General features: G+C 48.0%; 12 protein-coding genes. 8 read left to right on the top strand and 4 right to left on the bottom strand.

The window, feature by feature from the left end; translation table 11 throughout:
• Positions 1 to 109: 109 nt before the first annotated feature.
• Positions 110 to 1,144, bottom strand: a complete 1,035-nt coding sequence (locus tag MKY73_RS24770) for a LacI family DNA-binding transcriptional regulator (RefSeq protein WP_192132664.1) — start codon at positions 1,142 to 1,144, stop codon at positions 110 to 112.
• A gap of 445 nt (positions 1,145 to 1,589) precedes the next feature.
• Between MKY73_RS24770 and MKY73_RS24765 the strand changes: the two genes are divergently transcribed.
• The 4 genes from MKY73_RS24765 to MKY73_RS24750 all read left to right on the top strand — a co-directional run bounded on the left by MKY73_RS24765 (position 1,590) and on the right by MKY73_RS24750 (position 6,640).
• Positions 1,590 to 2,876 (top strand): maltose ABC transporter substrate-binding protein, encoded by a 1,287-nt coding sequence (locus MKY73_RS24765; protein WP_339303867.1) that lies wholly within the window; start codon positions 1,590 to 1,592, stop codon positions 2,874 to 2,876.
• Between the two features lie 137 nt (positions 2,877 to 3,013).
• Positions 3,014 to 4,369: an ABC transporter permease subunit gene (locus tag MKY73_RS24760; protein WP_339239848.1), complete on the top strand. Its 1,356-nt coding sequence runs from the start codon at positions 3,014 to 3,016 to the stop codon at positions 4,367 to 4,369.
• Positions 4,366 to 5,202, top strand: coding sequence for a sugar ABC transporter permease (locus MKY73_RS24755; RefSeq protein WP_091015889.1), 837 nt, complete (start codon positions 4,366 to 4,368; stop codon positions 5,200 to 5,202). The genes MKY73_RS24760 and MKY73_RS24755 overlap by 4 nt, the downstream gene beginning before the upstream one ends.
• A gap of 151 nt (positions 5,203 to 5,353) precedes the next feature.
• Positions 5,354 to 6,640: an MFS transporter gene (locus tag MKY73_RS24750; RefSeq protein ID WP_339303866.1), complete on the top strand. Its 1,287-nt coding sequence runs from the start codon at positions 5,354 to 5,356 to the stop codon at positions 6,638 to 6,640.
• A 68-nt stretch (positions 6,641 to 6,708) separates the two neighbouring features.
• Here the strand turns inward: MKY73_RS24750 and MKY73_RS24745 are convergent, their stop codons facing one another.
• A complete protein-coding gene (locus MKY73_RS24745; RefSeq protein WP_339303865.1) occupies positions 6,709 to 8,865 on the bottom strand; it encodes an alpha-amylase family glycosyl hydrolase in 2,157 nt (718 codons plus the stop codon).
• 446 nt (positions 8,866 to 9,311) lie between these two features.
• On the opposite strand from MKY73_RS24745, the gene MKY73_RS24740 reads away from it, so the two are divergent.
• Genes MKY73_RS24740 through MKY73_RS24730 form a run of 3 tightly spaced genes read left to right on the top strand, consistent with a single transcriptional unit; the run spans position 9,312 to position 13,450 of the window.
• The gene (locus tag MKY73_RS24740) at positions 9,312 to 10,688 is read left to right on the top strand and encodes an alpha/beta hydrolase-fold protein (protein ID WP_339303864.1); all 1,377 of its coding nucleotides are present in this window, start codon (positions 9,312 to 9,314) and stop codon (positions 10,686 to 10,688) included.
• Positions 10,685 to 12,043 carry a hypothetical protein gene (locus MKY73_RS24735; protein WP_339303863.1) on the top strand — a complete coding sequence of 453 codons (1,359 nt, stop codon included), beginning with the start codon at positions 10,685 to 10,687 and terminating at the stop codon, positions 12,041 to 12,043. The genes MKY73_RS24740 and MKY73_RS24735 overlap by 4 nt, the downstream gene beginning before the upstream one ends.
• 45 nt (positions 12,044 to 12,088) lie before the next feature.
• Positions 12,089 to 13,450: a fatty acid--CoA ligase family protein gene (locus MKY73_RS24730; protein WP_339303862.1), complete on the top strand. Its 1,362-nt coding sequence runs from the start codon at positions 12,089 to 12,091 to the stop codon at positions 13,448 to 13,450.
• 179 nt (positions 13,451 to 13,629) lie between these two features.
• Here the strand turns inward: MKY73_RS24730 and MKY73_RS24725 are convergent, their stop codons facing one another.
• Both MKY73_RS24725 and MKY73_RS24720 read right to left on the bottom strand, forming a co-directional pair.
• Entirely contained in the window at positions 13,630 to 15,402 is a 1,773-nt protein-coding gene (locus MKY73_RS24725) for an alpha-glycosidase (protein WP_339303861.1), read from the bottom strand.
• Positions 15,403 to 15,588: 186 nt separating this feature from the next.
• On the bottom strand, positions 15,589 to 16,170 hold the full coding sequence (locus MKY73_RS24720; RefSeq protein WP_339303860.1) for a hypothetical protein: 582 nt from the start codon (positions 16,168 to 16,170) through the stop codon (positions 15,589 to 15,591).
• Between the two features lie 425 nt (positions 16,171 to 16,595).
• On the opposite strand from MKY73_RS24720, the gene MKY73_RS24715 reads away from it, so the two are divergent.
• Positions 16,596 to 17,609 carry an iron-siderophore ABC transporter substrate-binding protein gene (locus MKY73_RS24715; RefSeq protein WP_339303859.1) on the top strand — a complete coding sequence of 338 codons (1,014 nt, stop codon included), beginning with the start codon at positions 16,596 to 16,598 and terminating at the stop codon, positions 17,607 to 17,609.
• The last annotated feature ends 26 nt before the right edge of the window (positions 17,610 to 17,635 follow it).

The raw sequence follows: 17,635 nt of genomic DNA, 5'->3' as shown, positions 1-17,635 counted from the left end.
ATAACCATATGCGGCTTCTTTTTTTGTGTTACTCCGAGAACGGTGGATCACAGCGCCATATCCCGTATAGGACAAACGTTTGCATTTCTACACGAATGCTCGAAATGAATCAGTTTGACGGTGGCTTTGGTTTGGAAAAGAGTGAGGATTCACGCACGATCAGACGATGGGGAATAATGACCGGATTATGAGGCTGTGGTTCCCCGCTTAGAATTTTCAACAAGACCTGAACGGCTGTATAGCCCAGCTGATAGGTTCCAATGTCTATAGAGCTTAAGGGTGGTGAAGCCAGCTCCGATAAAGCAATATTGTTAAAACTGACCACGCTGATATCCTCAGGCACCAGATAATGAAGCTCGGCAAGAGCTCTCAATACCCCAAAGGCTACATTGTCATCAATGACAACGATTGCGGTGGGTCTGTTCGGCAAGGACATGAACAGCGACATCGCCCTGAACCCACTTTCCTGTAGAAATTCACCTTCCACAATCCAGTCACTATCGGCATCCAGCCCGGCTTGGGCAAGCGCTTTTTGGTATCCTAGCATGCGATCATGCGATAACGTAATGTCCGGCGGGCCGCTGACAAATCCAATTCGCGTATGCCCTTGGGCGATCAGATGATGTGTCGCATCATAAGCAGTCTGTACATTATCGTTATCCACCATGGGGGCATTGGGATGAGCTTCGCTGCGACCGATTAACACAAAAGGAAACTTTTCCGCTTCCAAAAATGAAATGATGGGATCGTCTCGTTTGGACCCAAGCAACAGAATGCCATCCACTCTGCGACCATGAACAAGACGGGAGATCGCGTGCAGTTCATTGTCTGATGAAGTTTCAGTGGTTAGCAGCAATTCATAATTCATACGGGTGGCGTGTGTAATAATACCCCGCAGCAGTTCCCCGAAAAAGTAATTTTGAAACAACTCTTCAGCAGGACGCGGAAGCATAATGCCAAGGGTATGGGTCGTCTTGGAAACCAGGCTCTTCGCCATGATGTTGGGATGGTAGTTCAATTCTTTCATGATTTGCTTCACTTTGAGAGACGTCTTGGTGCTGATTCTGGGATGGTTGGAAATCACTCGTGACACTGTAGAAGGGGAAACACCCGCCAATTTGGCAATATCCTTTATCGTAATCATGTAAAAAATCCCTTCTGAACAATCGTATAAATATTCTCCTATGGTAATCCAAAGGATACGATAAATCAATTGCTAACTGCCACATATGAGTTGCACAGGAAGTAAAATAAAGGAAGAAAGAGTCTGAACAAGGAAATAGGAAATTACTGTAGGTAAAAGAGGTAAATTGGTTAAAATTGAGCAAATACGGCTTGTGCAAACGTTTGTGCAAAGAAAGTTAGGTGTTGTATGATGTGATTGTTATTGTAGCGCTTACATCTATGGATTTATATACTTCTTGACTTATTTCCCCCTACATATTGAACGAAGGAGTTATCTTGTCTTCCATTTGAGCAAACGTTTGTACAAAAGTGAACATGGAATGCAAAACCTGACAACATACGCAGACAAAAGGGTGAAAAGCGCGAACATTGTTGGACCAAGCAGAGGGAAGGGGACATTTTACATGAGAAAATGGCAAGGGGCAACATTGTCCGTCATGATGGCTTTCACACTGGCTGCATGCGGAGCTGGAGGTGGAAGTCCATCTCCAACTACGTCAGGTGAAAATCCGGAGGAAGTGGTAGAGCTGACAGCCGAGAATCTTCAACCGGAAGAAGGGGCAACCCTGGTGATCTGGGAGGACAAAAATCAAAGCAGTTTTATTGAGCAAAGAGCCAAAAAATTCGAAGAGAAGTACGGGGTAACGGTCAAAATGGAGGAGCTACCTCCAACCGATCAGGTCACCAAACTAACGACGGATGGCCCGGCGGGTCTCGCGGCAGATGTTGTCGTTTTCCCACATGATAAGATTGGTAGCGCTTCAGAGGCGGGACTTATTCTGCCCAATGACATATTTGAAGCAGAGACCGCAGAGAACACCAGCGACAACGCACTGAAGGCCGTAACGTTCAAGGATATCCTGTACGGCTATCCGTACAGCGTGGAGACGTATGCTCTCTTTTACAACAAAGCATTGTATCCAGAAGCTCCGAAAAACTTTGATGAGATTATCAGCTTCGCCAAGACGTTCAATAACGTGAAATCCAATCAATATGCGCTGATGTGGGAATTGCAGCAATTTTACTATAACTATGCATTCCTGGCTTCACAGGGCGGTTATATTTTTGGGGACAACGGGATGGATAGCGCGGATCTCGGTCTGAATAACGAAGGAGCCTTGAAGGGTGGACAGTTCTTGCAGAAGCTGAAGTCGGAAGTACTGCCGCTCAAGATGGGTGACGTGAACTATGATATCAAAAAAGGATTATTCTCCAGCGGCAAGCTGGCTATGGATATTAACGGTCCGTGGACCATTGCCGATTATCGCAATGCCGGTATTGATTTTGGCGTTGCTCCGCTTCCGGCAATTGATGGCAGTCCGATGACCTCCTTCTCAGGTGTCAAAGCCTATTATGTAAATGCATTTACACAATACCCGAATGCATCGAAGCTTCTGGCAGCGTTCCTTTCCAATGAAGAGGCTCAGATGGAGAACTTTGATCTAAACGGTACACTCCCTGCGAACAAAAACGTGGCTGCTGATTCGAAGGTGCAGGAGGACCCAATCAATAAGGCGTTCTTGGAACAGTTCAACAACTCGACACCAATGCCTTCCCTTCCTGCCATGGACAGCGTATGGGGACCGATCACGTCTGCGATTACGGATATATGGGATACCGATAAGGACGTGAAGGCATCGCTGGACAATGCCGTGAAACAGATCCAGGAAAGCCTTGCTACCGTCCAATAGGGACGAACGACGAATCAGAAGATATGCTAAGAATTGTATAGATTGAACTTAATATTTACACAAAAACGGAGAGGTACAGTGTAAGTACACTTTGTTCAATGTATACACGTTAGCAAGAGGTGGGGAGGAGAGAGCAAATGCAGCAACAGCATGTCCCGGTGCCCGTTGGACCGAACAGGGAAAGACAACACCGGATGACAGCGGCTATATGTTCCATCATACTGCAAGGTCTTGGACAGCTGTACAATCGACAGTGGATTAAGGGAATTTGTCTATTGTTACTGGAGGGAGCAGGGCTTGCGTACCTGCTTCCTCGTCTGTCACAGGCTGTATGGGGCATATGGACACTGGGGGAAAATACACAGCGTTTTGTCAAAGTGAATGGGTCCACCGTACTTCAAAGGGGAGACCATTCCATCTTTTTACTGTTGGATGGCATTATCGTACTACTGGTGTTTTTTGTGTTTATTCTGATCTACATCCTGAATATTCGGGATGCATACGTCACGGGAGTCGCCAGGGAAGAAGGGAAGAAAACCCTGGGGGCAGGGGCTTCGCTTCGAAACATGATGGACAAAAACTTTCCCTACCTGTTTCTGTCCATTCCGGCACTGGGCATTCTGTTTTTCACCGTTATGCCGATTCTGTTTACGATCACGATTGCATTTACCAACTACTCGGCCCCGGATCATATTCCGCCAGCCAAACTCGTGGACTGGGTTGGCTTCAAGACGTTCAGTGATCTGATTCAGTTGAAATCCTGGAGTCAGACCTTCTATGGCGTACTGACCTGGACGGTCATCTGGGCCATTCTGGCGACAGTCACCACTTATTTTGGCGGTGTGCTTGTGGCACTGTTGATAGAACAGCGGGGCATACGCTTCAAGAAGCTATGGCGCACGATTTTTATCCTGCCTTATGCGATCCCGCAGATCATTTCTTTGCTGCTCATGCGTAATCTGTTTAATGGCCAGTTTGGACCAATCAATACGTACATGCGTGCATTTGGGCTGGAGGGGTTGCCCTGGCTGACAGATCCGTTCTGGGCGAAAGTCACCGTCATTGTTGTCAACATGTGGATCGGTATTCCCGTCAGTATGGTGCTCATTCTGGGTGTATTGACGGCCATCCCTCGTGATCTCTACGAGGCTGCTGAAGTGGATGGAGCATCCGCATTTCAGAAATTCCGAATTATTACGATGCCATTCATTCTTTTTGCTACAACTCCGGTACTCATCATGCAGTTCGCCGGAAACTTCAACAACTTCAATGTCATCTTCCTGCTGACGAACGGAAATCCGCTACGCGGAGATTATCAGTACGCGGGGGCGACAGACCTGTTGGTAACCTGGCTCTACAAGCTCACGCTCGACAATAACAAGTTCAATATGGCTTCAGCGGTAGGGATTATTATCTTCCTTATCATCGCTTCATTCTCCATCTGGAACTTCCGCCGCTCCAAATCATTCAAGGAGGAGGACATGATTCAATGAAGACACGTAATAATCCGCTGCGACTGGCTCTGAGTTATGTGTTATTGGTGATTATCGCTATTGTCTCCATCTACCCGGTACTCTGGATCTTTCTCTCTTCCCTAAGACCGGGTGCGGCATTGTTCAGTGAACGGTTGTGGCCCGAAGCATTCACGCTGACTCATTACGGCGAGTTATTTAATAATCCGTCCTTTATGTATGGAAGATGGTATATGAATACGCTAAAAATCGCCTTTTTCACGATGATCTTCTCCACGTTGATGGTGACACTCGGGATGTACGCACTGTCCCGCTTCCGCTTCCGTGGACGTAAAACTATTCTCTCCACCATGCTGATTCTTGGCATGTTCCCAAGCTTTATGAGCATGATTGCGATCTATATCATTTTGCTGCAAGTTAAATTGCTCGACACCCACGCTGCGCTCATTCTGGTCTATTCATCCGGAGCAGTACTGGGTGGATTTATCGTCAAAGGTTTCTTTGATACGATTCCTCGCAGTCTGGACGAAGCTGCTCGCATGGATGGTGCCAGTCACCTGCGGGTATTTACCAGCATCATCCTGCCCTTATCCAAGCCGATGCTGACCTATGTGGCACTAACCAGTTTTACCGGTGCGTGGATGGACTTTATCTTCGCCCGGCTGGTGCTGCGGACGAAGGAAAACTGGACGCTGGCGGTGGGGATGTGGGATCTGGTCAACCGGTATCAGGACAGTAACTTTACGATGTTTGCTGCGGGTGCGGTACTGATTGCCATTCCAATTACCCTGCTGTTTGTATTCCTCCAGCGATTCCTTGTTCAAGGGCTGACGGCAGGAGCTTCCAAAGGTTAGTCCCTGTGCCATAACAACATAGTTAGCCGCGATAACTGCGGCATATCCCAACTAGGCACTTCCGTAATGTCATGTCTTTGTCGACTGACAGAACTGCGGAAGTGCCTGGTTCTATATGGGCTCGAATCTTGATTAGGGAGGAACGTGATTCATGGGTATGAACTCGTCCAGTGAGCCGGAGATTGTGGGGTACCAGGATGGACAAGCTGTATTGCATAATACCAAAACTCCGCAAACGCTATGGCATAATGTTACCTTTCGGAGGATATTGTACGGCTACGGCATCTCGGTCTTTGGAGATTGCTTCAACGGGATTGCGATCAGTCTGTGGGTGTTACAGACCACAGGGAGTGCGAAGAGTATGGCGGCCGTGCAAATCTGCAATATGGCCGTCAGTTTTTTATTTGGATCGGTGGCGGGTACGGTTGCAGACCGATTGGATCGCAGGAAGCTGATGCTGGCCTCGGATGTATTCCGCGGCGTAATGGCTGTGCTGATTGCGATTAGCTTATTTGGTTGGCATGCGCCATTCCCGGTGGTACTGCTGTTGCTCTCACTCTCCATGTTTTCAAGTCTGTTTCAGGCACCTGCATTCCACGCCTCTGTGGCAAGTATGGTAGGCAGGGAGCATATTCAACAAGCAACCGGAACCATTCATATGGTGGATAATCTTGCCCGAATCAGCGGTCTGGCCGCGGCGGGCGTTGCTGTGGCTGCATTTGGAGGATTCGTCGCCATATTAATTACAGGGGCAACCTTTCTGTTGTCTGCAGTCTGTGTGCTGATGGCGGGCCGCTTTCCTGAAGTACAGCGATCCGTTAGTCAGCAGACCACGTTTGTTCAGGAATGGCGCAATTCGTTTGGCTACATCTATCGGAATCGTCTGATTCGATCCATTGTATTGCTTAATCCGGTGCTAATCTTGTTTTTCATGTCAGCCATGATGCTGGTTCAAGTGATGGCAGTTAAGGTATGGGAGGCGAATCCGGTACAGTTTGGATTAATTGAGACCTGTATTCCACTTGGATATATGATGGGCTCTGCACTGCTGATTGCTTCGGGGAAACGATTGAAGCGAAGAGGGAGATGGGTATTTATCGGTCTGATTGTTTTAGGCCCACTCTATATTCTTTTGGCGAATGTATCCTCGTCAATCATGGCACTGCCGTTAATCGTGGCCGGAGGTGCGATGTTCGCCTGCTGTACGATGCTCACCCAGATTATGCTGAGGACAGCCGTACCGGACGAGCTGCAAGGAAGGGTCTATGGTGTCGTTGGAACAATCACCAGTACAGCGCCTATTCTGGGATTGACTGTTGTTTCCGTATTGGCAGATCAGTGGGGGGCAGCTTCTGTGCTGCAAGGCGTGGGCATACTGCTACTGGCGACAGGTATTCTGGCCGTTACAACCTTGAAGTCGATCCGAACCTATCAATAAAGTTACAGCAAAACCCGGAGCATACGCTGCGTTAGCGTAACTCCGGGTTACCTTGTGGACTGAATATTCTATTGCCAGTTTACATTTACAGTCGCTGTACCGCTGGCTGGTGTGGTGAACGTGTGGTTGGAACCACCTTCCCACGTAATGGTTGCCCCATTTTTCTTGAAGAATTTGAACTCCAGTTGTTTTCCAGCGGGCACGCTCACATCATAGTACCAAGTTGGGTAGGCGTGGATAACCTGATTGAATGCAGGCCCAATAGCTGTTGTGCCCGTACTCCAGTTGCCGAGTTCTGCCACGTTACCCGTCAGGTAGATGTTCTGACCCAGTGTGGTGGAAGCATTGTTAATGACGAATCGTACCGTGACCTGATCACCCGTAAGGATGGTGAAGTTGTTATACGCATTACTGTTGACGCCATTCGCAGCTACTTTTACAGCATAATTGCCTGCTGAAACAGCTGGAATGGTTACTTTGATTTGCGTATCTTCCCAGGATGTAATGGCCGCACCGGTAACGGCTGATGTACCGAAGTATACGGTGCCTTTGGTGGAACCGAATCCACGTCCACTAATCGTAACAACATTACCCGGTTTGCCCATGACAGGACCCACATGTCCGATGGTTGGTGTTGTTTCGCTCGTTGTATATTGCCATACCGCGGTTGCTCCGGCAGCCAGGGTGAATGAAGAGACGGTGCCATTGGTGGAAGTGATGTTATTACCGTTCAGTGCGCCGTCCAGTACATCGGTGTAGTTGCCTGTTGGCAGCGAAGTGCTTAGGTTCGCAATGCTCGCTGATGTGGAGAGATTACGGTTCACGGCAACAACAGCTACACTTTTGCCGAATTTGCGCTCATAGATATACACATCATTATTGATCCAGCGTTGCTGCGTGGAGCCGTAGGCAATAGCCGGATTGGATTTGCGAAGAGGGGCTAGCTTGCTGATGACGTTGAAGGCCGTTGTTGTTTTGGAGAAAGAAGGCATTTTGGCCCGATTGTCAGGGTCCCCGTTACCTGTCAGATACTGTTCGGTACCATAATAGATGGCAGGTACGCCGCGTGAAGTCAGCGTGAAGGCCAGCGCCTGTTCCAGACGACGGTTATTGACGGCACTTGTTTTGAAGCGATCCATATCATGGTTGTCGATAAACGTAACTTGATCATTCACCTGATTATAATCTGCCGCTGTGCCTGTAATCATCGAATCGAGGGCATACATGTTGGATGTATTATCCCGGAAGACGTTACGTACGGCAGAGTTAAAGCGGAAATCAAGCAGACTCATCCCGGATTCATTGGCAAATTCCGTGTTATCCGCATCGGATGCAGCAGATCCCAGGAACCATTCACCGAAGGTGAATACAGGTTTATGTGCATAGATGGAGGACATCCAGCTCTTTTGCCAGCCGAGGGGCATATGTTTCACCGCATCAACACGAATACCGTCTACGCCCATATCAAGCCATAGCTTGATTGCATCTTTGAAATATTGGTCAATGGTACTGTTATTGTGATTCAGGTCAGCCAGGTCATAGAGGTTTTTGTAGATACCATTCTCCAGGGAGGAAAAATCGGAGCCGCCGTTGTGATGGAAATAGCCATTCGTATCATTGGTGTATCCGCCAACCAGATTACCATTATCGTACAACTTGCCATTCTCCGCAAAAGACGTATCGGTTTCCATGGCAGGAGATGTATGGTTCGGTGCAAAGTCAATGACGATTTTGATGCCTTTGGCATGAGCGGTCGTAATCAGATTCTGAAAGTCAGCCATCGTTCCGAAATACGGATTGGTCTTCTTGAAATCACGTGCCCAGTAGCCATGATATGCTGTGTTGATTACGCCGCCATAGTTGATCGTGGCGAAGATATTCTCAACCGGCTGGGATATCCACAATGCTGTAACGCCCAGATCGCTGAAATAGTTATCGTTTATTTTGTTGATCAGTCCCTGCCAGTCGCCTCCGCAATACAACTTCAGGTTGCTGCATGTGGCATCGTAGGCAGCTCCGGTGGGATTGTTGGAAGGATTGCCGTCCAGGAAGCGGTCCGTAAAGATCTGATAGATGACGTCTGTACTGAAGTTCTGCTTGTTGGTAACTGCGGTATCCGCATCGGCATAGATCGCGGAAGCAGGCAGATAGGGAAGTGCGCCTCCTGCAAGTAAACTGAGTGTCAGTGTAGTGCTGAGGAGTACGCGTTTGGCCATTTGAAACATAGTAATCCACCCTTCTCGTGAATGTAGTAGTTTAGATAAACAACCAACCTGGCTCTTGAATAATAGCGCTTTCAATACAACGGAATGATACGCAGTGGATTGAAGACTTCCCTCCTTTTGACACGCCAACAACCCCGGCATCTCCTTCGGGAGTTACCGGGGTTGTCCTAAACCGCTCTGGTTTAAAAGCATGGCCCTCGAGTTATGATCACAACGTTATCGTAAGAAATATTGGATCTTATGTCAATAACTTTTTTGGAAGCATTTATTTTCTATTTTTATGTTTACAAAAGCACGTTCGCGCATTAAACTATTCGCAGATTCACAATATAAGGGCTATGTATCCCGGGACACGCACGTGTGTTTTGGGACAACCCCGTCTCTTCTGAGGCGGGGTTATTTGTATTATGCAGTCGAATCGGGAGAAGAGAGGCGGTTGATGATCGTTGAGTACCCATTCTGTCATCGAATGTTTGGAAGGCATTCAGGCATCACGGCTGGGCAATATCCGCAACATTTATGTGTATCTCCCGCCCGGTTATCATGAGCATACAGCTCGGCATTATCCGGTTCTGTATGTTCATGCAGGGCAGCGGGCTTTTGGTCCATCCGGGCCAGGCAATGAAACATGGAATATCGATCAGGCAGCAGACGGTCTTATTTCTTCCGGGCAGATTGAATCACTGATTATTGTCGGCATTACGCATGTCCGTCCAGTCACGCACAACGAATTCTATCACTTCATCGCTCCGGAGAGAGAGGCCGTGAGTGTGGGGTGCTCAGGCATCGCCTATGAGCATTTTATCATTCATGAACTCAAGCCGATCATTGATCAACGGTACCGGACGTTGCCGGACAAGGAGAATACCGGGCTGTTGGGTTCATCTGCTGCTGCACTTTGTACATTGCACATGGGGATGCGAAATTCGGATGTTTTCGGAAAACTGATCATGATGTCGCCATTCTATGTGGATGTGCAGCTGGACGAAACATCGGAAAGCGGGCTGTTGGAAGAAAACATGTATCGCTTGCCAGAAGAGGTACCCGACGTTCGGATGTGGATGGATATTGGAGACACGGAAGGTCTGTTTCTGCCTTCCCAGGTCAGAAGGGTAGCTCATCAATTACTTGAACGCGGAGTCAGATCGGATGAGGAATTGGCATTTCTGGAACAGCCGGGTGCCTGTCATCAGGAAGGTGACTGGGGAGCACGCGTTCATCTCCCGTTACTATACATGTTCGGCCACGTTGGTAAACCCACCTCGCTTCAACTGCTTGGCAGGGATGTCATCGGACTACAGGGTGGAATGACCGTGTCTATCAATGCACTAATGCACTACGAGAGCGGATGGGTTCGGAGTCTGCTGCATGGAAATTATACTTCAAGTGACCCGGATGTAATCCAGGTTCGTTCGAATGGAGAACTGGTGCCTGTCGGCATTGGAAGTGCATCCATCACGCTGACTATGGGGGGACTGTCTGCTACACGCATCTATACGGTGGTTCCTGAATTGTCCACTCATGTGGAGGTCTGCATTCATGCAGAGGTAGCCTCAGAGGAAGGGACGCAAACGATCTATGGTGGGATGGGCATGAAGCTTGTTCGTTCCGGTATAGGTCGATATGAAGGTTGTTACCGTATTCCACGTGATAGTGGATTCTCCTTCCGGTTTACTCGCGGTTTCCGCCGCTTCGAGACCGATGTGGATGGCAAACCTGTTGTCAATCGGGTATTTCGAGCGACAGATGATATGTCTGTGCATTATCTAATCCAATCCTGGGGCAGTACGTCAGCCAAAACGGGAACAGGAGGCCAAAAATGATCATTCCTTCATTCGCTCCAGTGCTGGACATTCCCTATTATTATCCCTGCAATTTTCCTCTGATTCATGAAGTGCTCCATCAGCAAGGATCCATCACAAGTCTTGCACTGCTGGCGGCAAGCCGGCTGTACAGCCTTCCATCGTGCGGGGATAACGGACTGGTGAAGCCTTATTTTCACAAACTGGATTATGTAGAGCCGATCTGGGAGATGTATGGTCAGCGAGAGCTGGACAGCTTCGAGGAAGGCAAGGCGCAGATTAGGCAGCATATCGGCGATGGTGGACTTTTTTTGGCTACAGGAACCAGTTATCATCTGCCTTATTGTGAGGATTATCAGAATCCCGAATACATCCGCAAACACGTGAAGCAAGGCTCCCGATTGCATCTGGTAGATCATTGGATTGCCGTGTATGGTCTGGAAGATGAGCATGTTCACGTCTATGATCCAGTGCCCTCCAAGTACAAGGGGAAGGTTGCTCAAAGAGCCTTTCATGATTTCTGGAAAGGGAACCAATGCATACCCGAGCTTGCTCAGGCGAAGCGCAAAGAGAAACTCCGAACGTTTGGCACCATGGACATTCGGGCAACTGTGCAGCTTGACTCTGCCGGGTACCGAGACATGTTGACCCAAGCGTTAACAACGCAGATTGAAGAATTTCTGACAGGCCGGACGATTACACAAGGAGAGCGGAATTATTATTTTGGACATGCGGTGTCTCTGCAGCTCCTGGATACGTTGCATGGAACGAAAGAAGGGGATCAATCCAATGAAATGTTAATTTCGGGTCTGCTGTTCGATATGCGATGGAGTCGGTATTTTCTTCGAGATCTTCTTCAGGAGTCTGCCTTATGGCTAGGTTCACCACTCGATCAATATGCAAGAAAATTCAGCGACATCATTGTACGGTGGGAGAAGGCATACAATATGCTGCAGGTCAGCCGGATGAAGAACCGCGAGCACTGGAAAGTACAGCTTACAGGTGTCATTAAAATGTTGGTCACGGATGAATGGCACTGGTATGAGTCGCTTCGACAGTCCATGCCTCAGGCAGATTGCTTTCAACGTCAGATCGTGCCAAGGGTTGGACAAGAACACAGGGAGGCTTTGCTTCGTATCGTGCTGGATAGTTGCCGGGAGTTAAATGCATACCATAATACATCGATTCCGCTTGGTGAGGGCGGTAACGCTCCGCTATACGGACGAAATGGGCAACTGAATTCGCTGGAACTCGTGTCATTGCTTGCTGTGGTGGAGCAGGGATCGTTGGGGTACGGGAATGGGAGCTGCTCTGACGGAGATAGCTGCTGCTTCCATGCCGGAAAGTCCCTATCAGACGGTAGGCTCACTTGTTGATTATCTCGCACAACAATATTCGCCTGCCGGTGAGGAGGAAGCAAAATGTTAAATCAATTCTTGCTTGAACGATTCGAGGAACAGGGACAGCATCCTGCACTGATCTGGAAGGATCAGGAGTACAGCTATCAGTGGCTGCTGGAACAGGTTGGTGTCATGGGTGAATGGATTGCAGCAGAAGGACTGGCTGGGCAACTTGTAACGCTGGAGGAAGACTATTCCCCATATGCAGCGGCAGCATTGGTTGCTTTGCTCGGCCAAGGGTGTATCGTGCTCCCCATGGATCGGTACCTGGTTGAAGCCAAACGACAGGAATACATCGAACTGGCACAGGTGAAATGGCGATTGGGCGTTGAAGAAGGCAAGCTGTGCATTCGGCAAACGTGTGAAATTTCTGGAGAGGTTCCTGAGTTGTTATCTACGCTGGCACAGGAGGGTGTAGGAGGCCTGGTACTCTTTTCATCTGGATCAACTGGAGTGAGTAAAGCGACTGTGCATCGTGCAGACCGGCTGTTACATCGTTTTCGCCGGCAGGTTCGGCCCTTGCGAACGATTCCATTCATGATGTTTGATCATATCGGCGGTGTGAATACCCTGCTGCAATCCCTGTCCAGTGGGGGATGTCTGTGTATCATTGCGGATCGATCTCCCGAAGAAGTGTGCCGGACGATTGAGAAGTTTCGTGTGCAGGCGCTGCCCGTCTCCCCAACATTCATGAATCTGTTGCTGTTGGGCAGAAACGATGAAGGGTATGACCTGTCCAGTCTCGAGGTAGTATCATACGGATCGGAAGTGATGCCTGAGTCCGTACTGGCAGCCTGGAACCGGAGATTTCCACAGATCAGGACGATACAGGCCTACGGTATGTCTGAACTTGGTATTCTGCCGACCCGCTCCAAAGAACCAGGTTCTCTGCTGTTCTCCATTCAAGATGAAGAGGTCAAGTACCGGGTGGTGGAAGGAGAATTGCAGATTCGTACAGCAACAGCGATGATCGGATATCTGAATGCACCATCACCTTTTACGGAGGATGGATGGCTGCGTACCGGAGATGAAGCCGTATTGGAGCAGGGGTACATTCGAATTTTGGGCCGCCGTTCGGAGATTATTAACATAGGGGGACGGAAGGTATATCCTGCGGAGGTTGAGGGTGTGCTGGAAGAGATGGAATGTATTGAAGCGGCGGTAGTTTCGGGAGAACCGAGTGGTATCACGGGCCAGAGAGTGAAGGTGACTATCCGGCTGGCTACAGAATGTACTCTAACCGATCTGCGGCGGTCCATCTGGGAATATTGCCGGGATAAGCTGCCTTCATACAAGATTCCGCAGAAAATCGTAATTACACAGGGAGAACTCGTAAGTTCGAGAATGAAGAAAATCCGTAAACCGATGATGTCGATATCCTGAACGAAATCATGTTTCTCTGATTCGTTAGGCATTTAGCCCGCGTATAATGAAGCGAATAACGTGTGCTGGGTTCGTTAGAATATGACGTATAAGATACAGAAGAGGCTGTCCCTGGTCGTCAATATGACCTAGAGGACAGCCTCTTCTGGAGTTATATCGCCTTGTTAGCTGTATTTATATCAAGCTTCCGCAGGTTGTTTGACCTCCATTTGCAGTAAAGAGAAGCCGTAAGCTTCCAGATCGAGGGTCAGTTTGTTTTGCCGGGATTCCACTTCGTTTAATGTATACAGATTTCGCCAAACGTTACGATCTGCCAAAGGCAGTTCAAGAGTACATGGCTCATCTCCCGCATTCAGCACAAGAAGCATGCGCTCACCCGTATGCGAATCCGATCTTTCGATGGCAAGACAAGGGTCTCCGGCCTGTGCATATACAATCTTCAGTTCCGTGCTACGCAGTGCCGGGTGCTGTTTGCGAAGGGCGATGCTCTGGGTGAAGAATTCCAAAAGTTCGCGGTTCTGCTTGGTCTCATCCCACTCCATACACTTGCGGCAGCCCGGATCATATCCCCCGTCAAGACCCACTTCGTCTCCATAATAGATACATGGTACACCTGGATACGTAAGCAGCAACGTAACGGCAAGTTTCATCTTGCGCTCATCTCCATCACACAAGGTCAGCAGTCTGGGTGTATCATGACTTCCGAGCAGATTGAAGGCAGCTTCAGTAACCGTTTGTGAATAGGCTGCAAGCAGTTTGCCGATCTCATTGGCAAATCCGAGACCGTCGAGCTTTCCGTTCACGGTATAGTCCAATACCGAATTGGTAAACGGATAGTTCATCACGGCATCGAACTGGTCCCCCTGAAGCCACATGAGCGAATCATGCCAGATCTCACCGAGCAGATAGGCATCAGGTTTGATGGCTTTTACCGTCTGACGGAATTCGCGCCAGAACTGATGATCCACCTCGTTGGCTACATCAAGCCTCCATCCGTCAATGTCCATCTCCTCAATCCAGAACCGTCCGACCTCCAGCAGGTATGCCTTGACTTCTGGGTGTTCCGTATTCAGCTTCGGCATAAGCGGTTCAAAGGCAAAGGTATCATAAGTGGGTATGCCATCCTCCACACGCGGTGGCCAGTCTTTGATATAGAACCAGTCTGCGTAGGGGGAAGCGGCTCCATTCTTCATGACATCGACAAAAGGAGGGAACTCTCTGCCGGAATGATTGAATACCGCATCCAGAACGACTCGTATGCCGCGCTGATGACATGCATCCACAAAGGTCTTGAACTGTTCATTGGTTCCAAAATGAGGATCGACCTTCATATAATCGCCTGTATTATATTTATGATTCGTGGTGGCCTCGAACAGGGGACAGAAATAGATGGCATTGATGCCCAACTGGCTGATGTGATCCAGATGATCAAGCACACCTTGCAGGTCCCCGCCGAAGAAGTTCACAGGTGTGGGTTCCCCTCCCCAGGGTTCAGCATGGTTGGGACTGATGGAAGGATCGCCATTGGCATAACGTTCCGGGAAAATCTGATAAAACACGGCGTCCTTCACCCAGGCAGGCGGTTCAAAAATGTCGACCGGATTCATAAATGGAAAATCAAAGAATTCAAGTGGATGATCAGGCAGCGCCTTCTCGAATCCGCGCTCCGTCATCCAGACCGATTCCTCTCCCTGAATCAATTGGAAGCCATAGCGTAATCTGCGATAGGGAGGTGAGGTCTCGGCTTCCCAATAATCGAACATCTCATCCCGGGCAAAGATGCGCATGGGGATATGTGTGATCGTTCGATCCCAGGCATATTTGTCCCCGGTAATGGCAATCACCGCATCCAGATCACCGCGTTTGGAACGAAGACGCAAATGCATGGTCGAGCGATCATAAGCATAGGACCAATTGAGTTTGGGACGATGATAAATGGCTTCAAGAATCATGTGAATCACTCCTCGTTAGATGATGAGATTTCAGATCAATGCGGCCATAAAACGCAAAAAAGGCACAACCTCTATTGTTCACGAGGTTGTACCTTTCGGCAGCATAGCCTTTTGATTATAGTGCTATTATACGAACTAACTCAGCAAAAGAAAACACTTTTTTTCCTTAAATTTCAAAATTGTTTTTTAGAAATCATATCCAAGACTATTGGCGTAGGCAGACAGTTCTTTTTGATATTTCTCGATATTTTTCTTGCCGGCAGCAATTTTGGCATTGGCTTGTTTCAGGACAGCGCTGTTTACCGTAGTTTTGGAGACCGCTTTTTTGGCGAGTTGGAATCCTTCCAGTTGCGTATAGCTACCTTTGATCAGGCTGGCATGGATTTTTTGCAACTCTGCAGTTTGCGGTTTAATCAGTTTCAGCTTGGATACATATTTGGTGTAGTTAGGAATCGCAGTGTTGGTCAGTTTCAGGAACACGGACTTGCGATTGGAAGATGTAATGTAAAATCCGCCTCCCAGTGCATTGAAAGCTTTCTCCTCATATACTGCTGCGAGATCCAACTGATCCAGGTAGTTCAGGAAATCTTCTTCTTCAACCGTAGGAATCGGTTCTTGTTCGGACGTGTCAACTTCTTCATAGTATTCGTCTTCCGAATATGTAGTGGTTGAGTCATCCGCAGCAGCGGCATAAGACCCTGCAGGTGCGAACACCCCGCCGAGCAAAACAAAACTCATAATGATTGATAGTATCCATGATTTCTTCACGTGCCAATATCCCCTATCTGTAGATGTGATTTTATTCCAATGGATAATCTAACATAGTACGACAAGAAATTACAGGAATTGTTTTACAGTAAAATCCTTGGTTGAATGCATATGAATGAATAATAATCCACCAGCATAAAGGACATGTATTAGATGAAGCTAAAAGTAAGAAGAAAGATTTTCATATTTAGCAGGTGAGATAAAAATTACATATATGGCATATGAGTGAGTGCATTGTATCGACATATATTATATAGGTTTAGCTTATATGTATCTATTTATTGTTGTTTTAAGAAGTTATAAAGTTCGACAAATCGTGTGAAGGTTTTCCAAATAAAATGCTTGTATAATGGTTTCTTCTCCATTACAATACAATTGATAATGAGATTCAATATCATTTAGAAGAAAAAGGGGAGACAGGTTACATGTATAAAGTAAAAAAAAAGCTATACATTTATGCAGCGCTTATTCTTATGATTTCGCTACTTGCTGGTTGTGCTTCGGGTGGAAGTACAGAGACAACGAATACGTCCAGCCAAGCTGCAAGCAGCAATGACAGCAATAATGAAAGTGATACAACTGCCAGTGCGGCTGAAGATCAGACCCGAGTGATCAAGCATGCCATGGGTGAAACGACAATAAAGGGAACCCCGCAAAAGATCGTGACGCTGTTCCAAGGTGCGAATGATGTAGTCGTTGCACTGGGCGTGAAACCGACAGGCGTGGTTGAATCATGGGTTCAGCAGCCCGTCTATGAATATCTGAGAGCCGATCTGGATGGAGTTCCACAAGTAGGACAGGAATCCCAGCCCAATCTGGAGGAGATTAACAAGTTGAAACCTGACTTGATTATTGCTACGAAGATCAGACATGAAGAGATCTATGAGCAATTGTCGCAGATCGCACCAACGGTAGTAACGGAGACCCTGTTTGACTGGAAAGAAACCGTGAAGATGGCTGGGGAAGCGATGAATATGGTTGAGCAATCGGATAAACTGTTGTCAGATTGGGATGCCCGTGTAGCAGATTTCAAAGAGAAAATGGGTGATCGTCTGCCAATTGAAGCAACCATCACGAACTTTAGAGCCGATCAGGTTCGTATTTTCTACATGGGTTATGCAGGTAAAATTCTGAAAGAGCTTGGATTCACCAGACCCGAAGGACATGATGCAGACACATGGGGAGTTGAATTGACTTCCAAAGAGAATATTCCCGATATGAATGCGGACATGATCTTTAACTTCAATTCAGGCACCGAAACCGATGCGATTCAGAAAAATTATGATGATTGGACCAGCAGTCCGCTGTGGAAGAATCTTGATGCAGTCAAGAACAACCAACTGGTTCAGGTTGATGAAGTGGCCTGGAACATGGCAGGTGGATACACATCGGCGAACATGATGCTGGACGATCTATATAAGCAGTTCAACCTGAACTAACTAACAGGAGCAGGACCTGCCGTGCA

This window comes from Paenibacillus sp. FSL R5-0519 (genome assembly GCF_037974275.1).
Lineage (GTDB): Bacteria > Bacillota > Bacilli > Paenibacillales > Paenibacillaceae > Paenibacillus.
This window is presented reverse-complemented; position numbering and strand designations above follow the sequence as displayed.